Origin of the sequence: Arthrobacter sp. MYb227, assembly GCF_002975435.1 — a bacterium.
Classification (GTDB): domain Bacteria; phylum Actinomycetota; class Actinomycetes; order Actinomycetales; family Micrococcaceae; genus Paeniglutamicibacter.
Map to the genome: position 1 here is coordinate 712,669 of NZ_PCPT01000001.1, position 18,293 is coordinate 730,961.

18 protein-coding genes are annotated in these 18,293 nt (G+C 55.5%); 8 read left to right on the forward strand and 10 right to left on the reverse strand.

What is annotated here, in order from left to right; translation table 11 throughout:
* Nucleotides 1-92 precede the first annotated feature (92 nt).
* Nucleotides 93-689: a septum formation family protein gene (locus CQ018_RS03415; protein WP_105548526.1), complete on the forward strand. Its 597-nt coding sequence runs from the start codon at nucleotides 93-95 to the stop codon at nucleotides 687-689.
* Nucleotides 690-769: 80 nt separating this feature from the next.
* Here the strand turns inward: CQ018_RS03415 and clpB are convergent, their stop codons facing one another.
* From clpB to CQ018_RS03430, 3 genes are all read right to left on the reverse strand, one after another.
* The gene (gene clpB, locus CQ018_RS03420) at nucleotides 770-3,367 is read right to left on the reverse strand and encodes an ATP-dependent chaperone ClpB (RefSeq protein ID WP_105548527.1); all 2,598 of its coding nucleotides are present in this window, start codon (nucleotides 3,365-3,367) and stop codon (nucleotides 770-772) included.
* A 116-nt stretch (nucleotides 3,368-3,483) separates the two neighbouring features.
* Nucleotides 3,484-3,951, reverse strand: coding sequence for a VOC family protein (locus CQ018_RS03425; protein ID WP_105548528.1), 468 nt, complete (start codon nucleotides 3,949-3,951; stop codon nucleotides 3,484-3,486).
* A 263-nt stretch (nucleotides 3,952-4,214) separates the two neighbouring features.
* A complete protein-coding gene (locus tag CQ018_RS03430) occupies nucleotides 4,215-4,622 on the reverse strand; it encodes a YccF domain-containing protein (RefSeq protein WP_105548702.1) in 408 nt (135 codons plus the stop codon).
* Between the two features lie 196 nt (nucleotides 4,623-4,818).
* Here CQ018_RS03430 and CQ018_RS03435 point away from each other — a divergent pair, with 196 nt between their 5' ends.
* Together CQ018_RS03435 and trmB are read left to right on the forward strand one after the other, a co-directional pair.
* Nucleotides 4,819-6,315 carry a polysaccharide deacetylase family protein gene (locus CQ018_RS03435; RefSeq protein ID WP_181149700.1) on the forward strand — a complete coding sequence of 499 codons (1,497 nt, stop codon included), beginning with the start codon at nucleotides 4,819-4,821 and terminating at the stop codon, nucleotides 6,313-6,315.
* Between the two features lie 25 nt (nucleotides 6,316-6,340).
* A complete protein-coding gene (trmB, locus tag CQ018_RS03440; protein WP_105548530.1) occupies nucleotides 6,341-7,198 on the forward strand; it encodes a tRNA (guanosine(46)-N7)-methyltransferase TrmB in 858 nt (285 codons plus the stop codon).
* A gap of 72 nt (nucleotides 7,199-7,270) precedes the next feature.
* Here the strand turns inward: trmB and CQ018_RS03445 are convergent, their stop codons facing one another.
* The 5 genes from CQ018_RS03445 to dnaK form a co-directional block, all read right to left on the reverse strand.
* The gene (locus tag CQ018_RS03445; RefSeq protein WP_105548531.1) at nucleotides 7,271-8,185 is read right to left on the reverse strand and encodes an alpha/beta hydrolase; all 915 of its coding nucleotides are present in this window, start codon (nucleotides 8,183-8,185) and stop codon (nucleotides 7,271-7,273) included.
* A 50-nt stretch (nucleotides 8,186-8,235) separates the two neighbouring features.
* A complete protein-coding gene (locus CQ018_RS03450; protein WP_105548532.1) occupies nucleotides 8,236-8,667 on the reverse strand; it encodes a heat shock protein transcriptional repressor HspR in 432 nt (143 codons plus the stop codon).
* Nucleotides 8,668-8,784: 117 nt separating this feature from the next.
* Nucleotides 8,785-9,756: a DnaJ C-terminal domain-containing protein gene (locus tag CQ018_RS03455; RefSeq protein ID WP_105548533.1), complete on the reverse strand. Its 972-nt coding sequence runs from the start codon at nucleotides 9,754-9,756 to the stop codon at nucleotides 8,785-8,787.
* Between the two features lie 169 nt (nucleotides 9,757-9,925).
* The gene (locus tag CQ018_RS03460; RefSeq protein WP_105548534.1) at nucleotides 9,926-10,483 is read right to left on the reverse strand and encodes a nucleotide exchange factor GrpE; all 558 of its coding nucleotides are present in this window, start codon (nucleotides 10,481-10,483) and stop codon (nucleotides 9,926-9,928) included.
* 14 nt (nucleotides 10,484-10,497) lie between these two features.
* Nucleotides 10,498-12,342 carry a molecular chaperone DnaK gene (dnaK, locus tag CQ018_RS03465; RefSeq protein WP_105548535.1) on the reverse strand — a complete coding sequence of 615 codons (1,845 nt, stop codon included), beginning with the start codon at nucleotides 12,340-12,342 and terminating at the stop codon, nucleotides 10,498-10,500.
* 441 nt (nucleotides 12,343-12,783) lie between these two features.
* Between dnaK and CQ018_RS03470 the strand changes: the two genes are divergently transcribed.
* Both CQ018_RS03470 and CQ018_RS03475 read left to right on the forward strand, forming a co-directional pair.
* Nucleotides 12,784-13,290, forward strand: coding sequence for a GNAT family N-acetyltransferase (locus CQ018_RS03470; RefSeq protein WP_105548536.1), 507 nt, complete (start codon nucleotides 12,784-12,786; stop codon nucleotides 13,288-13,290).
* Between the two features lie 173 nt (nucleotides 13,291-13,463).
* Complete coding sequence (locus CQ018_RS03475) at nucleotides 13,464-13,955, forward strand: hypothetical protein (RefSeq protein ID WP_105548537.1); 492 nt, start codon at nucleotides 13,464-13,466, stop codon at nucleotides 13,953-13,955.
* An 85-nt stretch (nucleotides 13,956-14,040) separates the two neighbouring features.
* Here the strand turns inward: CQ018_RS03475 and CQ018_RS03480 are convergent, their stop codons facing one another.
* Nucleotides 14,041-15,015 carry a hypothetical protein gene (locus CQ018_RS03480; RefSeq protein WP_146111809.1) on the reverse strand — a complete coding sequence of 325 codons (975 nt, stop codon included), beginning with the start codon at nucleotides 15,013-15,015 and terminating at the stop codon, nucleotides 14,041-14,043.
* Between the two features lie 438 nt (nucleotides 15,016-15,453).
* Here CQ018_RS03480 and CQ018_RS03485 point away from each other — a divergent pair, with 438 nt between their 5' ends.
* Nucleotides 15,454-15,954 (forward strand): hypothetical protein, encoded by a 501-nt coding sequence (locus tag CQ018_RS03485; RefSeq protein WP_105548539.1) that lies wholly within the window; start codon nucleotides 15,454-15,456, stop codon nucleotides 15,952-15,954.
* Nucleotides 15,955-16,408: 454 nt separating this feature from the next.
* Entirely contained in the window at nucleotides 16,409-17,194 is a 786-nt protein-coding gene (locus CQ018_RS03490) for a GNAT family N-acetyltransferase (protein WP_105548540.1), read from the forward strand.
* A gap of 38 nt (nucleotides 17,195-17,232) precedes the next feature.
* Here CQ018_RS03490 and CQ018_RS03495 read toward each other — a convergent pair whose 3' ends face one another.
* The gene (locus CQ018_RS03495) at nucleotides 17,233-17,433 is read right to left on the reverse strand and encodes a hypothetical protein (RefSeq protein ID WP_105548541.1); all 201 of its coding nucleotides are present in this window, start codon (nucleotides 17,431-17,433) and stop codon (nucleotides 17,233-17,235) included.
* Nucleotides 17,434-17,647: 214 nt separating this feature from the next.
* On the opposite strand from CQ018_RS03495, the gene CQ018_RS03500 reads away from it, so the two are divergent.
* Nucleotides 17,648-18,205: a dihydrofolate reductase family protein gene (locus CQ018_RS03500; protein WP_105548703.1), complete on the forward strand. Its 558-nt coding sequence runs from the start codon at nucleotides 17,648-17,650 to the stop codon at nucleotides 18,203-18,205.
* Nucleotides 18,206-18,293: the final 88 nt, after the last annotated feature.

The window sequence follows — 18,293 nt, forward strand, 5'->3', positions numbered from 1 at the left end:
ATTCCGCGGCGGGTGCCTGCACGGAACCACCGTTCTGCCGGTAGAGTATTATTTTGTCCACCAAGTCGACTGCCACCCGCAAGGGAGCTTGCTTGCCTGTTCCGCCATTTCCAGAGGGAAAAGCAGCCCTTCCGCCCCGTAGCGCCCAATCACAAAAACGCGCGTGGTGGCAGGCAACAACGCTTTGGGCGTTGATTGGTGCCATGGGCGTGTTGCTGATAGTCCTCTACGGGGCAGATAAATTCTTTGGAGCAAATCAGGCTCAGGACCCCACCCCAAATGTGAGCAGAAACCCAAACCCCGGTATCGACGGTGTCATTGCTTTAGACGTTCCACCGGAGCAATTAGAGACCGGTGACTGCTTACAAGGATTTGCCACGGCCTTAGCCCCGGTGACGGTCGTTACCTGTGCCACCTCTCATAACGCTCAAATGATTGGTTCCTTTGAAGTAACCGAAACACAGTTCCCGGGAGCGGACGCCTTGATGCGTCGCTCCGAGGATCTGTGCAAGGCAATTGTCTTGGACCCGAAAAGTGGCATTGATGCTTCCTGGTCGTACCATTTTTCTCGACCTTCAGAAAAAACGTGGAAGACCGGGGACCGAACCGTAGCCTGTTTCCTGGCCTTGAATGAAGGAACCGTTCAAAATTCCTTACTTCCCTCCGATGCCCTGGGCATCACCTCCTAGCGAAGTTTCCATGAACAAACGAAATGGTGCCGGGAATAAGGGTTTTCCCCTATTCCCGGCACCATTTCTAGATACAGGAGCTACTGGCGTCCGCCCGTGGAACTAAGCACCAGCCCATCGTTGAGCTCGTTGACACCTACAACTACCGTGTCACCGTCCTGAATGGAACCGGCAAGTAGTTCGCGGGCCAACCTGTCACCAATTTCTCGCTGGATGAGCCTGCGCAAGGGTCGAGCACCAAAGGCCGGATCGAATCCGGTGAAGGCCAACCAATCGCGGGCATCCTCATCGACCACCAGGTTCAGCCTGCGCGAAGCCAAACGGTCGGCGAGCGTGTCCACCTGCAACGAGACAATCGAACCCAGCTCATCGAGCGACAGTGGATCGAACATGATCACATCATCAAGCCGGTTCAGGAACTCGGGCTTGAAGGATGCATTGACGATGTTCATCACCGCAGCGGTCTTGGCTTCAGCTTCTAGACTCTGGTCCACAAGGAACTGGGATCCGAGGTTGGAGGTCATGATCAGGATGACGTTGCGGAAGTCAACGGTGCGTCCTTGGCCATCGGTCAGGCGTCCATCATCGAGCACCTGCAGCAGGATGTCGAAGACTTCGGGGTGAGCCTTTTCCACCTCATCGAGCAGCACCACCGAGTACGGGCGGCGGCGTACGGCCTCGGTGAGCTGTCCGCCCTCCTCGTAGCCGACGTAGCCCGGAGGTGCACCCACGAGTCGAGCCACCGAGTGTTTCTCGGCGTACTCGGACATGTCGATGCGTACCATGGCGCGTTCGTCATCAAAGAGGAAATCGGCGAGCGCCTTGGCCAGCTCGGTCTTACCAACACCCGTGGGACCAAGGAACAGGAATGAGCCGGTGGGCCTATCGGGGTCAGAGATTCCGGCGCGGGCACGGCGTACGGCGTCGGAGACAGTTGTTACCGCCTTTTGCTGACCAATGAGTCGGTGACCCAGGAAGGATTCCATGTCCAGCAGCTTCTGGCTTTCACCTTGAAGCATGCGACCAGCCGGGATACCCGTCCACGCGGAGATCACTTCGGCGATGTCATCGGCGGAGACATCCTCGGCGACCATGGGTTCACGGGCACCAACTTCTTCTTCGGCCTTTGCCGCTTCCGCAAGCTGGGCTTCAAGGGCGGGAATCTCCCCGTAAAGAAGTCTTGAAGCACGTTCAAGATCGCCCTCACGCTGCATTTTTTCTGCCTGCGAGCGCAGCTCATCCAGGCGAACCTTAAGTTCACCTACGCGGTTGAGCCCTTCCTTCTCGGCTTCCCAACGAGCATTGAGTCCGTCTAGCTCTTCCTTCTTATCTGCCATATCGGCGCGCAACGCTTCAAGGCGTTCTACCGAAGCAGGATCCGTTTCTCCGGCAAGTGCCAGCTCTTCCATGGTGAGTCGGTCGACGGATCGGCGCAGCTGGTCGATTTCCTCGGGGGCTGAGTCGATTTCCATGCGAAGTCGGCTTGCCGCCTCATCGACGAGGTCGATTGCCTTATCCGGAAGCTGCCGACCGGTGATGTAGCGGTTGGAAAGCGTTGCGGCGGCAACCAGTGCGGAGTCGGCGATGGTGACCTTGTGGTGGGCCTCGTAGCGCTCCTTGAGCCCACGCAGGATGGCGATGGTGTCATTGACGCTTGGCTCCCCCACGTAGACCTGTGCGAAGCGACGCTCGAGGGCCGGGTCCTTCTCAATGTTTTGCCTGTACTCATCGAGCGTCGTTGCACCAATGAGGCGCAGTTCACCGCGGGCAAGCATGGGCTTGAGCATGTTTCCGGCATCCATTGCCCCTTCTGAGGCGCCGGCACCGACTACCGTATGGATTTCATCGATGAACGTAACTATTTGACCGTCGGAAGCCTTGATCTCTTCTAGGACCGCCTTGAGGCGTTCCTCAAATTCGCCACGATATTTGGCTCCGGCGACCATAGCTCCCAAATCTAGGGAGATCAATGTTTTGCCGCGTAGTGATTCGGGGACGTCCCCGGCGACCATGCGCTGGGCGAGTCCTTCGACCACTGCCGTCTTACCAACACCAGGTTCACCAATGAGTACCGGGTTGTTCTTGGTACGGCGTGAAAGCACCTGGACGACACGACGGATTTCCGCGTCGCGTCCAATGACCGGGTCCAGTTTGCCGGAGCGTGCGATCGCGGTCATATCGGTGCCGAACTTTTCCAGGGCTTGGAAGGTGTTCTCTGGATCGGGGTTGTTGACCTTGCGGTCTCCACGAATCCCGGGCAGTGCGGCTTCGAGTGCCTGGCGGGTGGCACCCAAACCGCGCAATACGTTACCCGCGGCTCCGGTATCGTCGCCGAGGCCCAGCAACAGGTGTTCGGTGGAGACATAGCTATCTCCCAGCGCCTCGGCTGCCTGCTGTGCCGCATTGATGGTTTGTAAGATGCCACGGGAATACTGGGCTTGGGCCACCGAGCTTCCCGATGAGGAGGGAAGTGCCTTGATGGCGGCGCTTGTTTGAACCGAGACCTGCTCCGGATCAATTCCGGCTGCCTTGAGGAGGGCAACAGCAACGGATTCGCGCTGATCAATCAGGGCCTTGAGTAAGTGAACGGGCTCCACCTGCGGGTTTCCTGCGGTGGAGGCATTCATGCCGGAGGCGGAGAGTGCTTCCTGGCTCTTGGTTGTAAATTTAGTGTCCACACTATTCCTTTCACTGTAAGTGGAGTGTCAACTCAAACTTGAGTCTACCTAACTCAACTTTGGGATGGGTGAACCTATTCCCACGATGACAGAAATTTTCTCTAACTTTCTAGATCTCAGCCAAGGGCGGCCCGTTCTAGGGTGGCAATATCCAACTTCTTCATGGGCATGAAGGCTTCGACAACACGTCGTGCGGCTTCCGGGTCCTCTTGTTTCATCAATTCGGGAAGTCGTGAGGGCACTACCTGCCAGGAGACCCCAAAGCGATCCTTGAGCCAACCGCACTGGCTCTCTTCACCATCAGCGGTCAGCGCGTCCCAATAATGATCAATTTCGGCTTGATCTTCACAGAGGATTTGGAAGGAAACAGCCTCATTAAACCTAAAGATCGGACCACCATTTAGCCCCACAAAGTCGTTGCCATTCAGCGTAAATTCAACTGTCAGCGGTGCTTCTGAGGGATTTCCATTCGCATCCAGCATCACCTGGGTTGACAGTGAGGAGTTGGGAAATAGTTGGGTGTAGAACTGTGCGGCCTCGAGCGCCTGCTGATCAAACCACAGACAGGTGACTAGTTTTTTCATCTTTTTGCCAACCTCCAGCGAAAATGTGCGCTTTGCACACGGTCAGACTATGAACCTACGGAGCCACATACAAGGGGTTATCGGCGGCAGTTCGCCTGTGTCTTCGCGGCGAGCATTCAACGAATGAGCACTTCGAGCGCAGGAATGTTGCAACACAACAAAGTGCCGCTGCACAAACTCTCTCGTGGAGAATTATGGCAGCGGCACTTTATAGTTTCTTCTACCCGCTATTGATCGGGCATCAATGGATTGAACATCGGGTCTTAGCGATAACGTGGCAAGTACTGGTCCGAAGGCACAATGACCTTACCCAGCGGCATCAGGGAAATCGGGATCATCTTCAGGTTTGCGATGCCCAGTGGAATACCAATGATGCTCACAAACATCGGGATGGCGGTCAGTACATGACCAATCGCAATCCAGATACCGGCAACAAGAACCCAGATGACGTTTCCAATAGTTGACATCGCACCTACGGGGCCCCTATCGACAACTGTCCGGCCAAAGGGCCATAGGGCATAAAGCGCAATGCGGAAGGAAGCGATCCCGAATGGAATTGTCACAATCAAGAGGCAGCAGATGATGCCGGCCAGCACGTATCCTGCAGCCAACCAAATACCGCCGAAGACAAGCCAGATAACGTTGAGAATTGTCGAAAGAGAATTGCGCATATACCTAGCATCACGCATCAGAGGCCTCCCGCGCTATGGGGTATGACCCTGAATCATCCCCGACCTTCCTGATAACAGTTAATAACGATTTGCTCCGGAGGGGCCTCTCGATTCGTCGACTGGCATCCATTGCAGGCAAGCTTGTTGGATGCGGAACGCAATTGGTCAAAACTTTTTCAAAATTCTTACGAGTCTCGTGGCTCTTTCACTCATCACGGGATGCGCCCCAATTGCCGGTTCTCCCACTACCCCCTTGGATATTTCAAGTTCTGAGGGGGTGCTCCCCACACCGGAAAATGAACAATATAAAGATTCATTGCCGCTATCGCTGATTCCGGATTTGCACTCGGTTGATCAGTCGGATGAAGACCACCACATTTTCACCCGGCACTTCGAGGTCGCCTCCCTTTCGTCGGTTGGCGAGGCGCAACGTGCACTCATCGAATCAAAAAGGGTCGAATTTGACCGCAACAATATTCAAGACGTTTCGGCAGGTTCTGGAATTTCGGGCGAACTGAATATTCGCAGCTACCTCAGCGCAGTCTCCACACACATCATTGGCATCAAAACCATAACCTATGAGTTTGCCGGAGCATCCGGTGGAAACAGTTTTATCACCCAATGGTTTGATACCAGCAACAACACGATGCACAGCAGCCGTGATCTATTTGCTGGCGAAGAGCAATGGGACGACTTCCGTGAATACGTAGCCCTTGCCGCAACCAAAAATCCCGAGGTCATTGCCGAAGATCTCGTCAATATGAGTAACGAACTATTAGATTCGGTGAACTTTGATGCTCAGGGAAACGCAACAATTGATTTCGACGACTACAGCATCGCGCCTGGCTCGGCTGGATCATTAACCGTCACGGTCCCCTCGCAGAACGTCGTGCCGCTGCTCTCGCCCCTCGGTGTGTTGGCACGAAACGCCGCAATGAGTCCCGCACCGCGCTCGCTGATCTCCTCGGTTGCTCCACTGCTAGAGACTTTGCAAAGCACTGAATCACCGGCCAGTGTTTCTCCCCCACTGCCGGCTAAGACCGAACGTGTTGATTGCAGCAAGGCAAAATGTGTTGCGTTGACCTTTGATGATGGTCCGGGGCCCAAAACCGGAAAACTGCTTGACGATTTGAAGAAGGCAAATGCCCCGGCAACATTCTTTGTTGTTGGTCCCAATGCAAAGAACCGACCAGAAATTCTCAAGCGCATGATCGCCGAGGGACATGAAGTAGGCAACCACACTTGGAATCACCGTTCACTGCCTTCATTGAATTCTGCAAAGATCCGCAGTGAGATTGACCGCACCAACGAGGCTATCGCGGCGGCAATTGGCGAACCGGCTTCCCTGCTGCGCCCACCCTATGGAGCACACGATTCCATTACCGACAGGCTCGCTCAGGCACCGGTAATCCTGTGGGATGTAGACACCCTCGATTGGAAATATCGGAACGCCGATAAGGTTGTTGCCGAGACTATTTCCCAGACGAGACCCGGCTCAATAGTGCTGATGCATGATATTCATGCAAGCACTGTGGCAGCGGTCCCCCGCATTCTGAGCCAGCTGAAGGCCAAGGGCTACACCTTCGTCACCGTCAGTGAACTCTTGGGCAAAGAAAACCTCAAATCCGGTGAAACCTACTCACGTGCTCCCTCGACGGGGAAGGGCTCTGCCAAGAACGGCGGGAAAAAGTAGCCGCTAAGTTCGATAACCTTGAACCATGAGCATTCCCGCAGAACGTAAGACGCCCTCCACCGGGCGCGCCGCCGAAGACCCCAGCTTCTACCAGGTAGAACCGGTCTCCTTTGTTCGCCGTGGCAGTCGTCTGCAGGGGCGCCGTGCAGACGCCTGGGAGCGTGTGTCAGATCAATTCATCATCGATCCACCACGAGATCGCACAGATACCTCGGTTGCCGAAGGCAACGTGCTGGATCTGGAAACCGTCTATGGCCGCAAGGCGCCGCTCATTGTTGAAATTGGTTCGGGGCTCGGCGAAGCCGTTGCACACGCCGCCGAGGAAAATCCAGAAAAGAATTTCCTCGCAGTTGAGGTGTACCGTCCAGGCCTTGCAGCATTGATGGTCCGCGTTGAAAACCGTGAACTGAACAATGTCCGCGCCGTGCAGGCGAATGCACCCGAGGCATTGGATAAGCTACTTCCTGAAGCCTCCGCCGAGGAAATCTGGATCTTCTTCTCCGATCCGTGGCACAAGATCCGTCACCACAAGCGCCGCCTGATCAAGGAAAATTTCCTACCCAAGCTAGAGCGAGTCTTGGTTCCCGGTGGCATCATCCGCTTGGCCACCGACTGGTCAAACTATGCCGAACAAATGCGTGAAATCTTTGACGCCTCGGATAGCTTTGAAAACCTGCACCCGGGCAACCTCGCTAAGGAAGAGAGCAACCTGACCAAGGTCCGCCGCTTAGGTTTGGAAAAAGATGAGCAGGATCCGGACTTTATCGATGAGCTTGGTGGTTGGGCGCCACGTTTTGTGGGACGCACGCTCACCAGCTTTGAGTCCAAGGCATTGAAGGCCGGGCGTCTGATCTTCGATCTGACCTACCGCAAGGTCTCCTAACGTACCGCAGCGTCTGATCATCGTGTCCTCCTAGCATTCATGCCCGGAGGACACGAACGTTTAAACGGCTTTTCATGGCCCAAGCGGGATTTGCCCGGTGGTAATCAGCGCAATATTGCGTAACGACGTGGTGCCGGGGTCACGGTACCCGTGCAAAGAGTGCGGATCACCGGCAATGAATTGTGAAGTGTTATGTCCGCTTACGCCCGCCAATCCTAGATCTTCACGCGCTGTGACGGCAAAGCATTGGGCAGCAAGATGTTTTCGTCCCGAGAGTAGCCGCCCCCAACGTGCCAGACTGTCCTGGGATGCAATCGCTGTATATAGATGTTCTGCTGGCACCCCGACTCTGCCGATGTCCTTGGTTAGGTAGCTGGGGAAACCAGCGGACCCGATTGTCACCAAGGCATCTACCCGATGCGCAAAATCCGCCCGAGCATCAAGGGCCTGAGCTGCCATAGAGGCAGCATAGGAGTGCGCCTCAAGAGCCAGATGTGGTTGATCGCCTCGCAGGGCCGCAAAGATTTCTAGATCACGAGAGAGAACTTTGACCCCGCGCCGTGCCGAAGCGTTGAGTAACGCGGTACCTAGGTTTGGGCTCCGGTATCCCAACCATGCGACCACGGCCGGGGCATCAATTCCCACCTTGCGTTGTTCAAGATAGAGTTCACCGGCTTCCCGGGCACTGCCCCATAAGGCATTCCGGGCACGGATGCCGGTTCCGGAAAGCTGCCAGGTCACATGCGTTGCGGTATCAAGGTCGCCAACTGCAATTGCGGCAAGTGGCTCGCACCCCGAAAAATCTAGATACAGCAGTCTGCGCGGTGGGATGGCCGGCTCCATGGAACCGGGTCGTAGTGCGTGTGCGGCACCGTCTAAGGCTTGACGGTGGGCTGTACGTAGCCGTCCACGAATAGTGCAGAGAGCATCAAATTGGAATAAGGCGTGTTCGTGTAGCCGGGCATAGCTGGAGGGAAGCGGTAACAACTTTTTATCCTCCCATTCTTGCCCGAATAGCTGGCAACGCGGCTATCGAGCTATTTGTTGCGCGGGTTCCAGATCACTAGGGCCTGACTGCGTCCCCGTGGACGCTGTCCACGGGTTAGGGAGACAACATCTCCACTAGTGCCCGCGGCAAACACACGCCCCAGTCCTGCGCTCTGGTGGGCACTACGTAAGGCAAAGACTTCCTTACTAAGTTCACTAATGCGCGATTGCAGTGCGGCAACCTGATTTTCTAACGCCAAGACTCGACGGATCCCCTCAAGGGATACCCCGTCCTTGGACAATCGTTGGATCTCACGCAATAATTCGACATCGCGTTCGGAATAGCGACGCTGTTTACCACCCTGCCGTGAAGGCGAGACAAGTCCCATGCGATCGTATTGGCGCAGGGTTTGTGGGTGCATATCGGCAAGTTCTGCGGCAACGGAAATAACAAACACTGGCCTGAGCCGCTCATTATTCATGATGTTTCTATCCTTCCGTGCCCTAAAAATCTCGAAATCAAACCCGGTTGCTTTGATTCAATCATGCCGCGGTGGGTACCAATGACTCGAAAGTTTGGCAACCCACCGCGTTAAAGATTAGAGCGTGGCGCGCGCCATCAGGCTATCGCGTGGAGATTCTTCCTTAGTGGCCTCGGCGAATGCTTCAACCGCTGCTTTGGCTTCCTTGGAAAGGTTCTGCGGAACCACCACGTCCAAGGTCACCAGCATGTCTCCGGTTGCCTTTGATGTTTTGACGCCACGGCCCTTCAAACGCAAGGTACGTCCGGAGGCCGAACCGGCAGGAACCTTCATTTTCACGCTTTCACCACTGAGCGTGGGAACCTCGATTTGGCCACCGAGTGCTGCCTCGGCAAAAGTCACCGGAGCATGAATGCGAATGTTGTTATCTTCGCGGATGAACACCGCATGCGGTTTCACGCTGACCTTGACGATCAGATCCCCAGCACCCGCGGCACCAGGAGATCCCTTGCCACGCACGCGTACCGACTGACCATCTTTAATTCCTGCCGGGATGCGTACGTCAATGACTTCACCATTGCCTTCGCGCAAACCAATGGTGGTTCCGTTGATGGAACCAGAAAAGGAAATGCTTGTACTCGCGGTGCGGTCCGCTCCCTTACGTGGGGTCTGCTGACCAAAGCCACCAAAGCCTCCGCCACTGCCACCGCCACCGAAGAGATCGGAGAAGTCAGGTGCTCCCTGAGCACCGCGATGTCCGCCGCCGCCGCCGAAGAGGTTGGAGAAGACGTCTTCAAAGCCTCCGTTGGTCTGTCCACCACTACCGTGTCCGCCGGCACTGAAACGCGCCCCGGATCCCATGGCACGAATTGCGTCATATTGCTGACGGTCTTCGGCGTTAGAAAGCACCGAGTTGGCCTCGGTAATGTCCTTAAACTTGCGTTCGGCAGTTTCATCACCGGAGTTGGTATCCGGATGATATTTGCGTGCCATCTTGCGGTATGCCTTCTTAATATCGGCATCGCTAGCGTCCTTGGAGACGCCCAAGATGGCGTAAAAATCCTTTTCGACCCAGTCCTGACTTGCCATCAGGCGCCTCCTTTTTCTTGTTTATTCTTCAATACTAAAAGTCTTTAGGGGTTATGCCCCAACCGCCCAACGGCGGGCCTCCGGTGATTCCTTATTCAAGGAACCAATCGGTGACCCGCCGTTAGAACGTGGAGCTAGGTAGTGCTAGTGCACCTACCCTAGGTGGTCATTACTCCCCGAGGGAAACAATCACCTGGGCTGCACGCAGGATGCGATCGCCCTTCTTGAAACCGGTGCGTAGCACCTGAGCCACGTGATCGGCGGGAATTTCCGCGTGTGGCTGCTGAATCAGCGCCTCGTGGATGTTCGGGTCAAACTCCACACCAGCTTCGGCGATGCGTTCCAGGCCAAGGCCTTCGAGCACCGCGTCGAGCTTGTTGGCGATCGAGGCGAAGGGACCTTCGACAAGATCACCGTGTGCACGGGCGGCATCGATATCATCGAGTACCGGCATCAGGTTGGAGAACACCGACTGGATAGCGACATCTCGTGCAACATCGCGGTCACGCTCAACGCGCTTGCGGTAGTTGACGTATTCGGCCTGCAGACGCAACAGGTCATTGCGTAGCTCGGCTTCCAGATCGCTTGCCGCAGGTGCCTCGGTATCGGCGCCAGCCTCATTGAGGATGGCTTCGGCCTGGCTCAACGCGTCACCCGAGTCATGTGCTTCGTCAACGGGGGTTACCTCTTCGTTTGAGGTGCCTTCGTCGTGATTCTGCTCAGACATGGTTGATGCGCCCCTTACTTCTTTTCGTCTTCGTCGATGACCTCGGCGTCGACGATGTCTTCTTCGGCGTTAGGTGCCTGCTCGCCATCGGCTGCCGCGCCCTCGGTCTGGGTGTTGGCGTAGATTGCCTCGCCCAGCTTGGACTGCGATGCCTGCAACTTCTCGTACGCGGCCTTGACCTCGTCATCGTTGTCCTGCGACTCGAGAGCCTTCTTGAGGGCGTCAACGTCGGCCTGAACCTCGGTTTTGACCTCTTCGGGAAGCTTATCCTCGTTGTCCTTGATGAGCTTGTCAACCGAGTAAGCTGCCTGCTCTGCCGCGTTACGGATTTCGGCTGCCTCGCGGCGGGCCTTGTCCTCGGCTGCGTGCTCCTCGGCTTCGCGGACCATGCGCTCGATGTCGTCCTTGGACAGTGAGGAACCACCGGTGATGGTCATCGACTGCTCAACGCCGGTGCCCTTGTCCTTGGCCGAAACGTGCACGATGCCGTTGGCGTCGATGTCGAAGGTGACCTCAACCTGTGGGATGCCACGCGGAGCCGGAGCAATACCGGTCAGCTCAAAGGTGCCCAGCGGCTTGTTATCGCGGGTGAACTCGCGCTCGCCCTGGAAGACCTGGATGGAAACCGAAGGCTGGTTGTCCTCGGCGGTGGTGAAGGTCTCCGAACGCTTGGTCGGGATCGCGGTGTTGCGCTCGATCAGCTTGGTCATCACACCACCCTTGGTTTCGATGCCCAGGGACAGCGGGGTGACGTCGATGAGCAGAACGTCCTTGCGCTCGCCCTTCAGTACGCCTGCCTGAAGTGCTGCACCAACTGCAACAACCTCATCCGGGTTAACACCCTTGTTGGCTTCCTTGCCGGCCATTTCCTTGACCAGTTCGGCAACTGCTGGCATACGGGTCGAGCCGCCCACGAGGATCACGTGTGCGATCTCCGAGACCTTCACGCCGGCTTCGGCGATGACGTCCATGAATGGCTTGCGGGTGCGCTCGAGCAGATCGGCGGTCAGTTCCTGGAACTTGGCACGTGAGAGGTGCTCGTCGAGGTGAACTGGGCCTTCCGGGGTAACCGAGAGGTACTGCAGCGAGATGTTGGTGCTGGTAGCCGAGGAAAGTTCCTTCTTGGCCTGCTCCGCCGCTTCCTTCAGACGCTGCAGGGCGATTTTGTCCTTGGACAAATCCGCACCCTTCTGCTTTGCCTGAGCCAGTAGCCAGTCAACTACGCGCTGATCCCAGTCGTCGCCGCCGAGGCGGTTGTCTCCTGCGGTGGAGCGTACCTGAATGGTGGAGAAGTCGTCTTCGTCCTTGCCAACTTCGAGCAGGGAGACGTCAAAGGTGCCGCCACCTAGGTCGAAGACTAGGATGAGCTCATCTTCCTTGCCCTTTTCCAGGCCGTAGGCAAGAGCAGCTGCGGTCGGCTCGTTGACAATACGTAGGACGTTCAGGCCCGCGATTTCGCCGGCTTCCTTGGTGGCCTGACGCTCTGCATCGTTGAAGTATGCAGGAACGGTGATGACCGCGTCGGTGACCTTTTCGCCCAGATAGGACTCGGCGTCGGTCTTGAGCTTCATCAAGGTACGAGCGGAGATTTCCTGCGCGGTGTAGTTCTTGTCATCGATGGCGATCGACCAGTCGGTGCCCATGTGGCGCTTAACCGAGGCGATGGTGCGATCGATGTTGTTAACTGCCTGGCGCTTGGCGATATCGCCAACCAGGACTTCGCCACCCTTGGAGAAGGCAACGACCGACGGGGTGGTGCGGTTGCCTTCGGCGTTGGCGATAACCGTTGGTTCGCCACCTTCGAGGACGGATACAACAGAGTTGGTAGTTCCGAGGTCAATACCTACGGCACGTGACATGAGGGTACTCCTTTTATCATGCTGGGAATATGAACCAACGCTTTTCTCCGGATGGGCCGGTTGAGCGTTCTGTACTCAAGTTTACTCGGCGGCAAAATCCTGTCAATTCAAAGTTGAGTGCAATTGACTCAACTTTGCTGCTTTTGGCAAAAAACAACCAACTTTGAACCTTAGGAACCGCATGATTCCGGCATTCTTGGAAGTTGCTGTGAGCGCTGTTCGCTGTGAGAGATTGAAGTGCAGGGCCTCGCAGAGTGTGTTCCAAGCCACCGGGTTTCGTGGTTTTTAGTCTCTAGCGCTCCCACTTCAAAAAACTATCCTTAGCTTTCATGCATGCTTTGAACACTCAAAAAATATGCCCTCGGTAGATCACCGATTAAGTGCCACTGCGCCCTGCCCGCCCCTATCGGATCATTGGTATCGGTTGGTACGCTCCTGAGCATGTCCAACCCACCAGCATTCACCCTTCGAGCCGTCACCGAAGCCGACACCGAAATCTTGTTTCACATCGCGGCCGATTTGAATACCTGGGAAGAGCGCAGCCCCGCTTCTCCGGCGCCACTGGCCAAGGATACTTTCATGACCAGCTTCACCCGGGCGAATACGGATACCACGAGCAAAAATGTACGCTTCGTGATCGATGTGGCAGGTATTGCGGTGGGCAGCATTTCACTTTTCGAGTTCGACGATCTTGCTCGTCACGCCGAAATCGGCATTGTTCTGGCTCCCGAGGCTCGAGGCAGAGGAATCGGAACGGCCGCCATCTCACAGATGATTGAATTTGCCTTCGTGCATTGTAACTTACTCCGCGTTCATCTCCAATGCATTGCCTCGAATCTCAGGGCAATCCGCGCCTATAAAAAGGCGGGCTTCGTAGTAGAGGGACATCAACGAGAGCATGCTTGGGTACGCGGAAAGTATGAGTTTGATGGGAGTACTGCGCTGTGAACAGGGTTCATGGCCTGACACAGAATGAGTCCCTACATAGGACACCTGCTGGTTGGGTAATGACCAGCAAGCTAGGTGACCAGGTGGATACCTGCAATGAGAACCGATTAGTCGGCTCGCGCTCAATCCCCCCCACTAGGAAACTTCAAGGCCGCCACTGCTAGCCTTTCTTAATGCGGATATTTCTAACCGGCCTCGGTGTCATAATCATCATTGCCTACGGTGTTTTCGGAGCAATGCTGATGAGCAACTGGGCAGTGGCCGCAGCAAGCCAAGTTCCCATTGCAACGGCGATCGCCGATATACAGGCAGCAAATCAGCCCTACAGCACCACACCCGGAATAATCTTTGCAATATTAGGCACCCTTCTTGCGCTTGGCTGGGGCGCCCTCATGCTATTTCGCAAATCCCCCTTGCCTGCTTGGGCAGGCGTATCGCTGTGGGCCGCCATCATCATGTTGGGTACACCCGCATATTTCTTTGCCTCTTTCAGCAACATGATGTCGGTGGGCGATACCTACTACGACTGGAATTCCGAGGCGGCGTTTGCCTTGGAAGCACCGCTATACATAGCAAGCGGAATCGCAGTCTTGCTCCTACTCGGAACCTTCATCACGGTGATGACCAAAGCCAAAGCAGCGGCACGAAAACCACTGGTCGCGTAATTCGATGACAACGAGGTAGCCGTTTTGGCACAGTGCTGGATCTATCAGTACACTAAAGCTCGCTGAGAATTGCCGCGCCTAGAAACTAAACGCTTTCTAGAATTCGCTTGAGCACAGCATCGTGCTGCTGGCGGTTGAAAGTAAAGATCAGGCCGGGACTATAACGAAGGACATCACCACTTGACCCTGCTCTGTGGATCCTAAAATCACTCCAGATGACGTTTTGTTCATGGCGCTGAACGCAGGTGGTGATAGCCCCGCTCAGAATATCAAGGCTGGCACCAACGAACAGTGGCACCCGGTGAGAAACTTCGTTCCCTAGTTCTTCACCCAGCAGGATCCGGATGATATTTCTGCCTTGCTCAACGAAGTCTCCGTCCTGTTCCTGAACCACGGAATTTCTCAGACTAGATTGCATAGTGCAGATCTGGCTCGTTGTTTTCTCCCCCGCTTCGTCCAGGATCTTCCACAGTGGGCGGCCATCGATGGTCCACTGCAATCCTTCTTTCGGATCCAGCGGAGATTTTCGTTGTTTCCGTCGAGAAACCAGATGCTCCAATCCGAGGCTTACTTGATCCAGTTCGGCAGTGCTACGCCAGAAAGCCGCCCCGGCACGACTCAGTTGATCAGCCGTTCGGTTGAGGGCAGCTTCGTACTCGGCTCGGTCAAAAGTAAATGGTCCAACACCCTTGACGGAGTCTTCTTCCTCGAACCACTGTGATTCCTCAACAGTGTCTGCTTCGCCGTCGTAGCGGAAATCGCTCCACACCACGTGTTCGACTCCGACGTGGATATTTACGCTGACTCCGCCGCAGCCTTCGTCGTAGCACTGCGGACAAAAATAGAGCCAGACCCTTTCCGGAAAGAACTTTCCCGGTAACTCGCCCTTCAGAGCGCTTAGCTGTTCTTGTATTGCACCGTCAAAGATTCCACGACGCAACAACGTGATGTTCTGGTGTATTAGATCCTCATCAGCAAAAACCATCTCCCTGACGAACTTGCCGTCAACCATAAAATCGAAACCACCGCTCGCGTCCGGGCGCAGATCAAACTTGTTCACGTTATCCTCCCGACCTCTGTACCAGCCGTAGGGCATCGTCTGGCCTGCTCCCCCACTCTGTTTCGAATACTGCCACCGCCGAAACAACCGGCATGACGCAGTTCCGTGATCTGCAGTTGGGTTCGGGTCTTAGCGAAGTTCGACCCCGCTAGTCCATCTCCAACAGCTATCGAATGACGTGTTGACCTCAACGTTAGTCCTCACCTACCTGCTTGCCAAGACTCTCGATGTCCACGGCTCTAAGGCAAAATGGCCTGCAAGAGAGAACGTTCCCCCACTTGTGCGCAGGAATACTTAGACACAGGAAGAAATCAGAACGCTCATGTGAAGATCCCCAACAAATGATGAAGTAAGTAAGGTCAGGTATCGAAGGTTGTGAGGTAAAAAGTTTGCGGCTCTGCGACAATGATCTGGACGATCGAACGTAAACGGTGGGGCATGAGTTTATTGGATAAGTACAAGTCGGTTGGAATTGGTGCAGTCGGCCTAGTGTTATGTGCCGGTCTCTTAGCAGGGTGTTCCGTGTTCCGAGATTACTCGGGCGATACCTGCGACGGTCGCAAACCAGTAGATTCCATGGAACAAGCCGGCAAGGGACTGGTGACCGCCGCCTATGACGCGGATCGAGATGGAGTATGCCGCGTTACAAGTCCTTTCCCTGGAGGAACTCTGGACGATTCGATGGTTACAAATACGCGCAAGATGCTGGCCGAACGCGGTATAACCCCAGAAAATGTAACCGTAATGGTTGGTGAACAGTTTGGAAGCCACCTGACCGTCCATTTGACGGACGGCAGCCAGGACGAAGCTCACTGGCTCAAAGTGGACGGCAATTGGGTCCGTGATGACGGATTCACCATTGGCCTGCCGCCCGAGCTATACCCGGAAATGCCCGAACACCCGGCATCACAGTCGTCTTCAACAGACATTGCACCATAAGTAGGCACCCAACCTACGAACATGGCGAGCGCGGAGTATCTTCTGGATTCAAAACCGCTGCCTGGGTCTGTCATCGGGTTGCGCATAAGGTGTCGTCAAAGGCAGGTAATTGGGCGCTCCTGTTTGTCCTCGGAGCCGTTGTTCTGACGCGCTTAATCACATGAGTCCAAAGCTGATCGTCATTCTGAGCCTCATCGTTGCTTTTACTTTGAACGTCGCGTTGGATCGCTGAGGGGTCCGATAGAAGGTCGTAGCGTTCCTTCTGGCCGTTCTGCAATCAGACAGTGGTCCACTGCCAATAATTCGTCACGTTAACTCTTTACGGAAGTCGGTTCATTGCGAACCCTGTTTTCGGTCCATGCGAACATTCAGAGGCTTGGAGATACACCGGCACTAGGAAACTCCGCTTTCGAACGCTCTTGCACCTAATTGACAGTCCTGAGAAGCTCCAGAAATGACACTCCGGAAGCAATACCTCCGCGCCTACGATGAACAGCTACGAACTGATGCCGAAACACCGGCAGCACTGCGTATGACACGACTCGGTCAGCTACGTCTATCCACATTTGCCGGTGGTCTCGGATTTGTTAGCTACCGGGATTTGAGCAACACCGTATCTCAGGGCATGTCTAGTTTGGTGACCGGAGCCATCGAGTATTTTGGTACCGATCCAGAGATCTCCAAGATCTTATGGAAGGTTCGCCAGCACGATATGACGCCAGGGCTCATCGAGGCTTTGCTACAGCAGGGGTTCTCCCCCGGTGCGCAAGAATCCATCATGGTTGGTCAGTTAGAAGGACTATGCACCAATGTCCCGGAACCCGAGGACGTGACGCTACGGAAAGTCACGTCTGAGGAAGATGTAAGAGCCGCATGCGCCATGGCTGATGAGGCATTTGGTGAGCCTACCGATTTGCGCACCGCCGATGCCATGCTGGAGCGTTTGGCGCGGAAGGACGGGATGGAGCTTTGGGTGGCGGAAACCGATGGGAAGATTGTTGGCTGTGGGCGCCTTGAACCCGTGCCAGACAGTGACTTCGCGGGCTTCTGGGGTGGTGCCATGCTCAGTCCCTACCGTGGACGCGGAATCTACCGGGCACTGACAGCTGCCCGAGCCCAATCGGCCATTGCCCAAGGCAAGACCCTCGCGCATAGTGAATCATCCGAATTTTCTCGGCCGATATTGGAACGCTCCGGTCTGCTCAAAATTTCTACAACCACTTCATACTGGCGTCCATAGGATCGTGCATGGATTAGTCGTCGAGTCTTGATTCGAAACTAGTGCTGCTCGGAGTTGTAGTCATAGGCAAGCGGCAGTAGCTCACCGGCAAGAATACTCACCGGTCCTGCTGGTGACATCACGACAACACGGATCCGTGGGTAGTAGTCAGCAAGGATCTGCCCATCACGGCCGCAAGGATTTTTGAAGCCACGCTTGGATAGACATCCGTCGTAGCGCCCCCCGTGGTGCCGGATCATGATATCCCAGAAGATTGCCCTACCCCCCTACGTTTGTGCGTCAGGTAGAGGGCTCTTTGCTACGACTGAGGCTCAAGCACTCCTGAAACTACCGTTTACAGCGCGCACGCCAAGCGGAGATACTGAAGTGGAATCGAATATTGCTCAAAGCTGGTGCTGGACCTGCGACGAATATGCACCGCCGCGCCGCGCACTTCGACGGGAGAACAAGAAGATGCGACAACTGAGGTATTCCATCAATATCACGCTCGATGGCTGTTGCCATCACGAGGCGGGCCTTCCTCCGGACGAGGAATCGATGAGCTATTGGACCGCAGAACTCGCGCGGGCAGATGCACTGCTATTCGGTCGTACAACCTATTCGATGATGGAATCGGCATGGCGGAAGCCGCCCACCGGTAGATGGCCCGATTGGATGTCTGAGTGGGAGATCCCATTTGCCGAGACCATAGATCGGGCGAAGAAGTACGTCGTGTCCAGCACGTTGAACGATGCCGATTGGAACGCCGAGCTGGTGCAAGGAAAGTTAGGGCCAGCGGTTGAACGGCTCAAACAACTACCCGGTAAAGGGCTCTTCGTAGGTGGTGTGACGCTCCCCCTGGCCTTGGCAGATCTGGGGTTAATTGACGAGTATGTATTCCTCGTACAACCAGTCCTCGCCGGACACGGGCCCTCGTTGCTGCACGGTTTGCGCGAGCGCATTCGCCTCGAGCTCGTGGATCGCCGTGATTTCCGCTCGGGAGTATCAGCCCTACGGTTCCGACCCATCTGAGGGTCGGCTCGACCAGATTTACTCTGTTAGTCCTAGCATTCTGGGCCCCTCAAGCGAACGGTAGATAGGTAGCGGGCGAGATATCCCC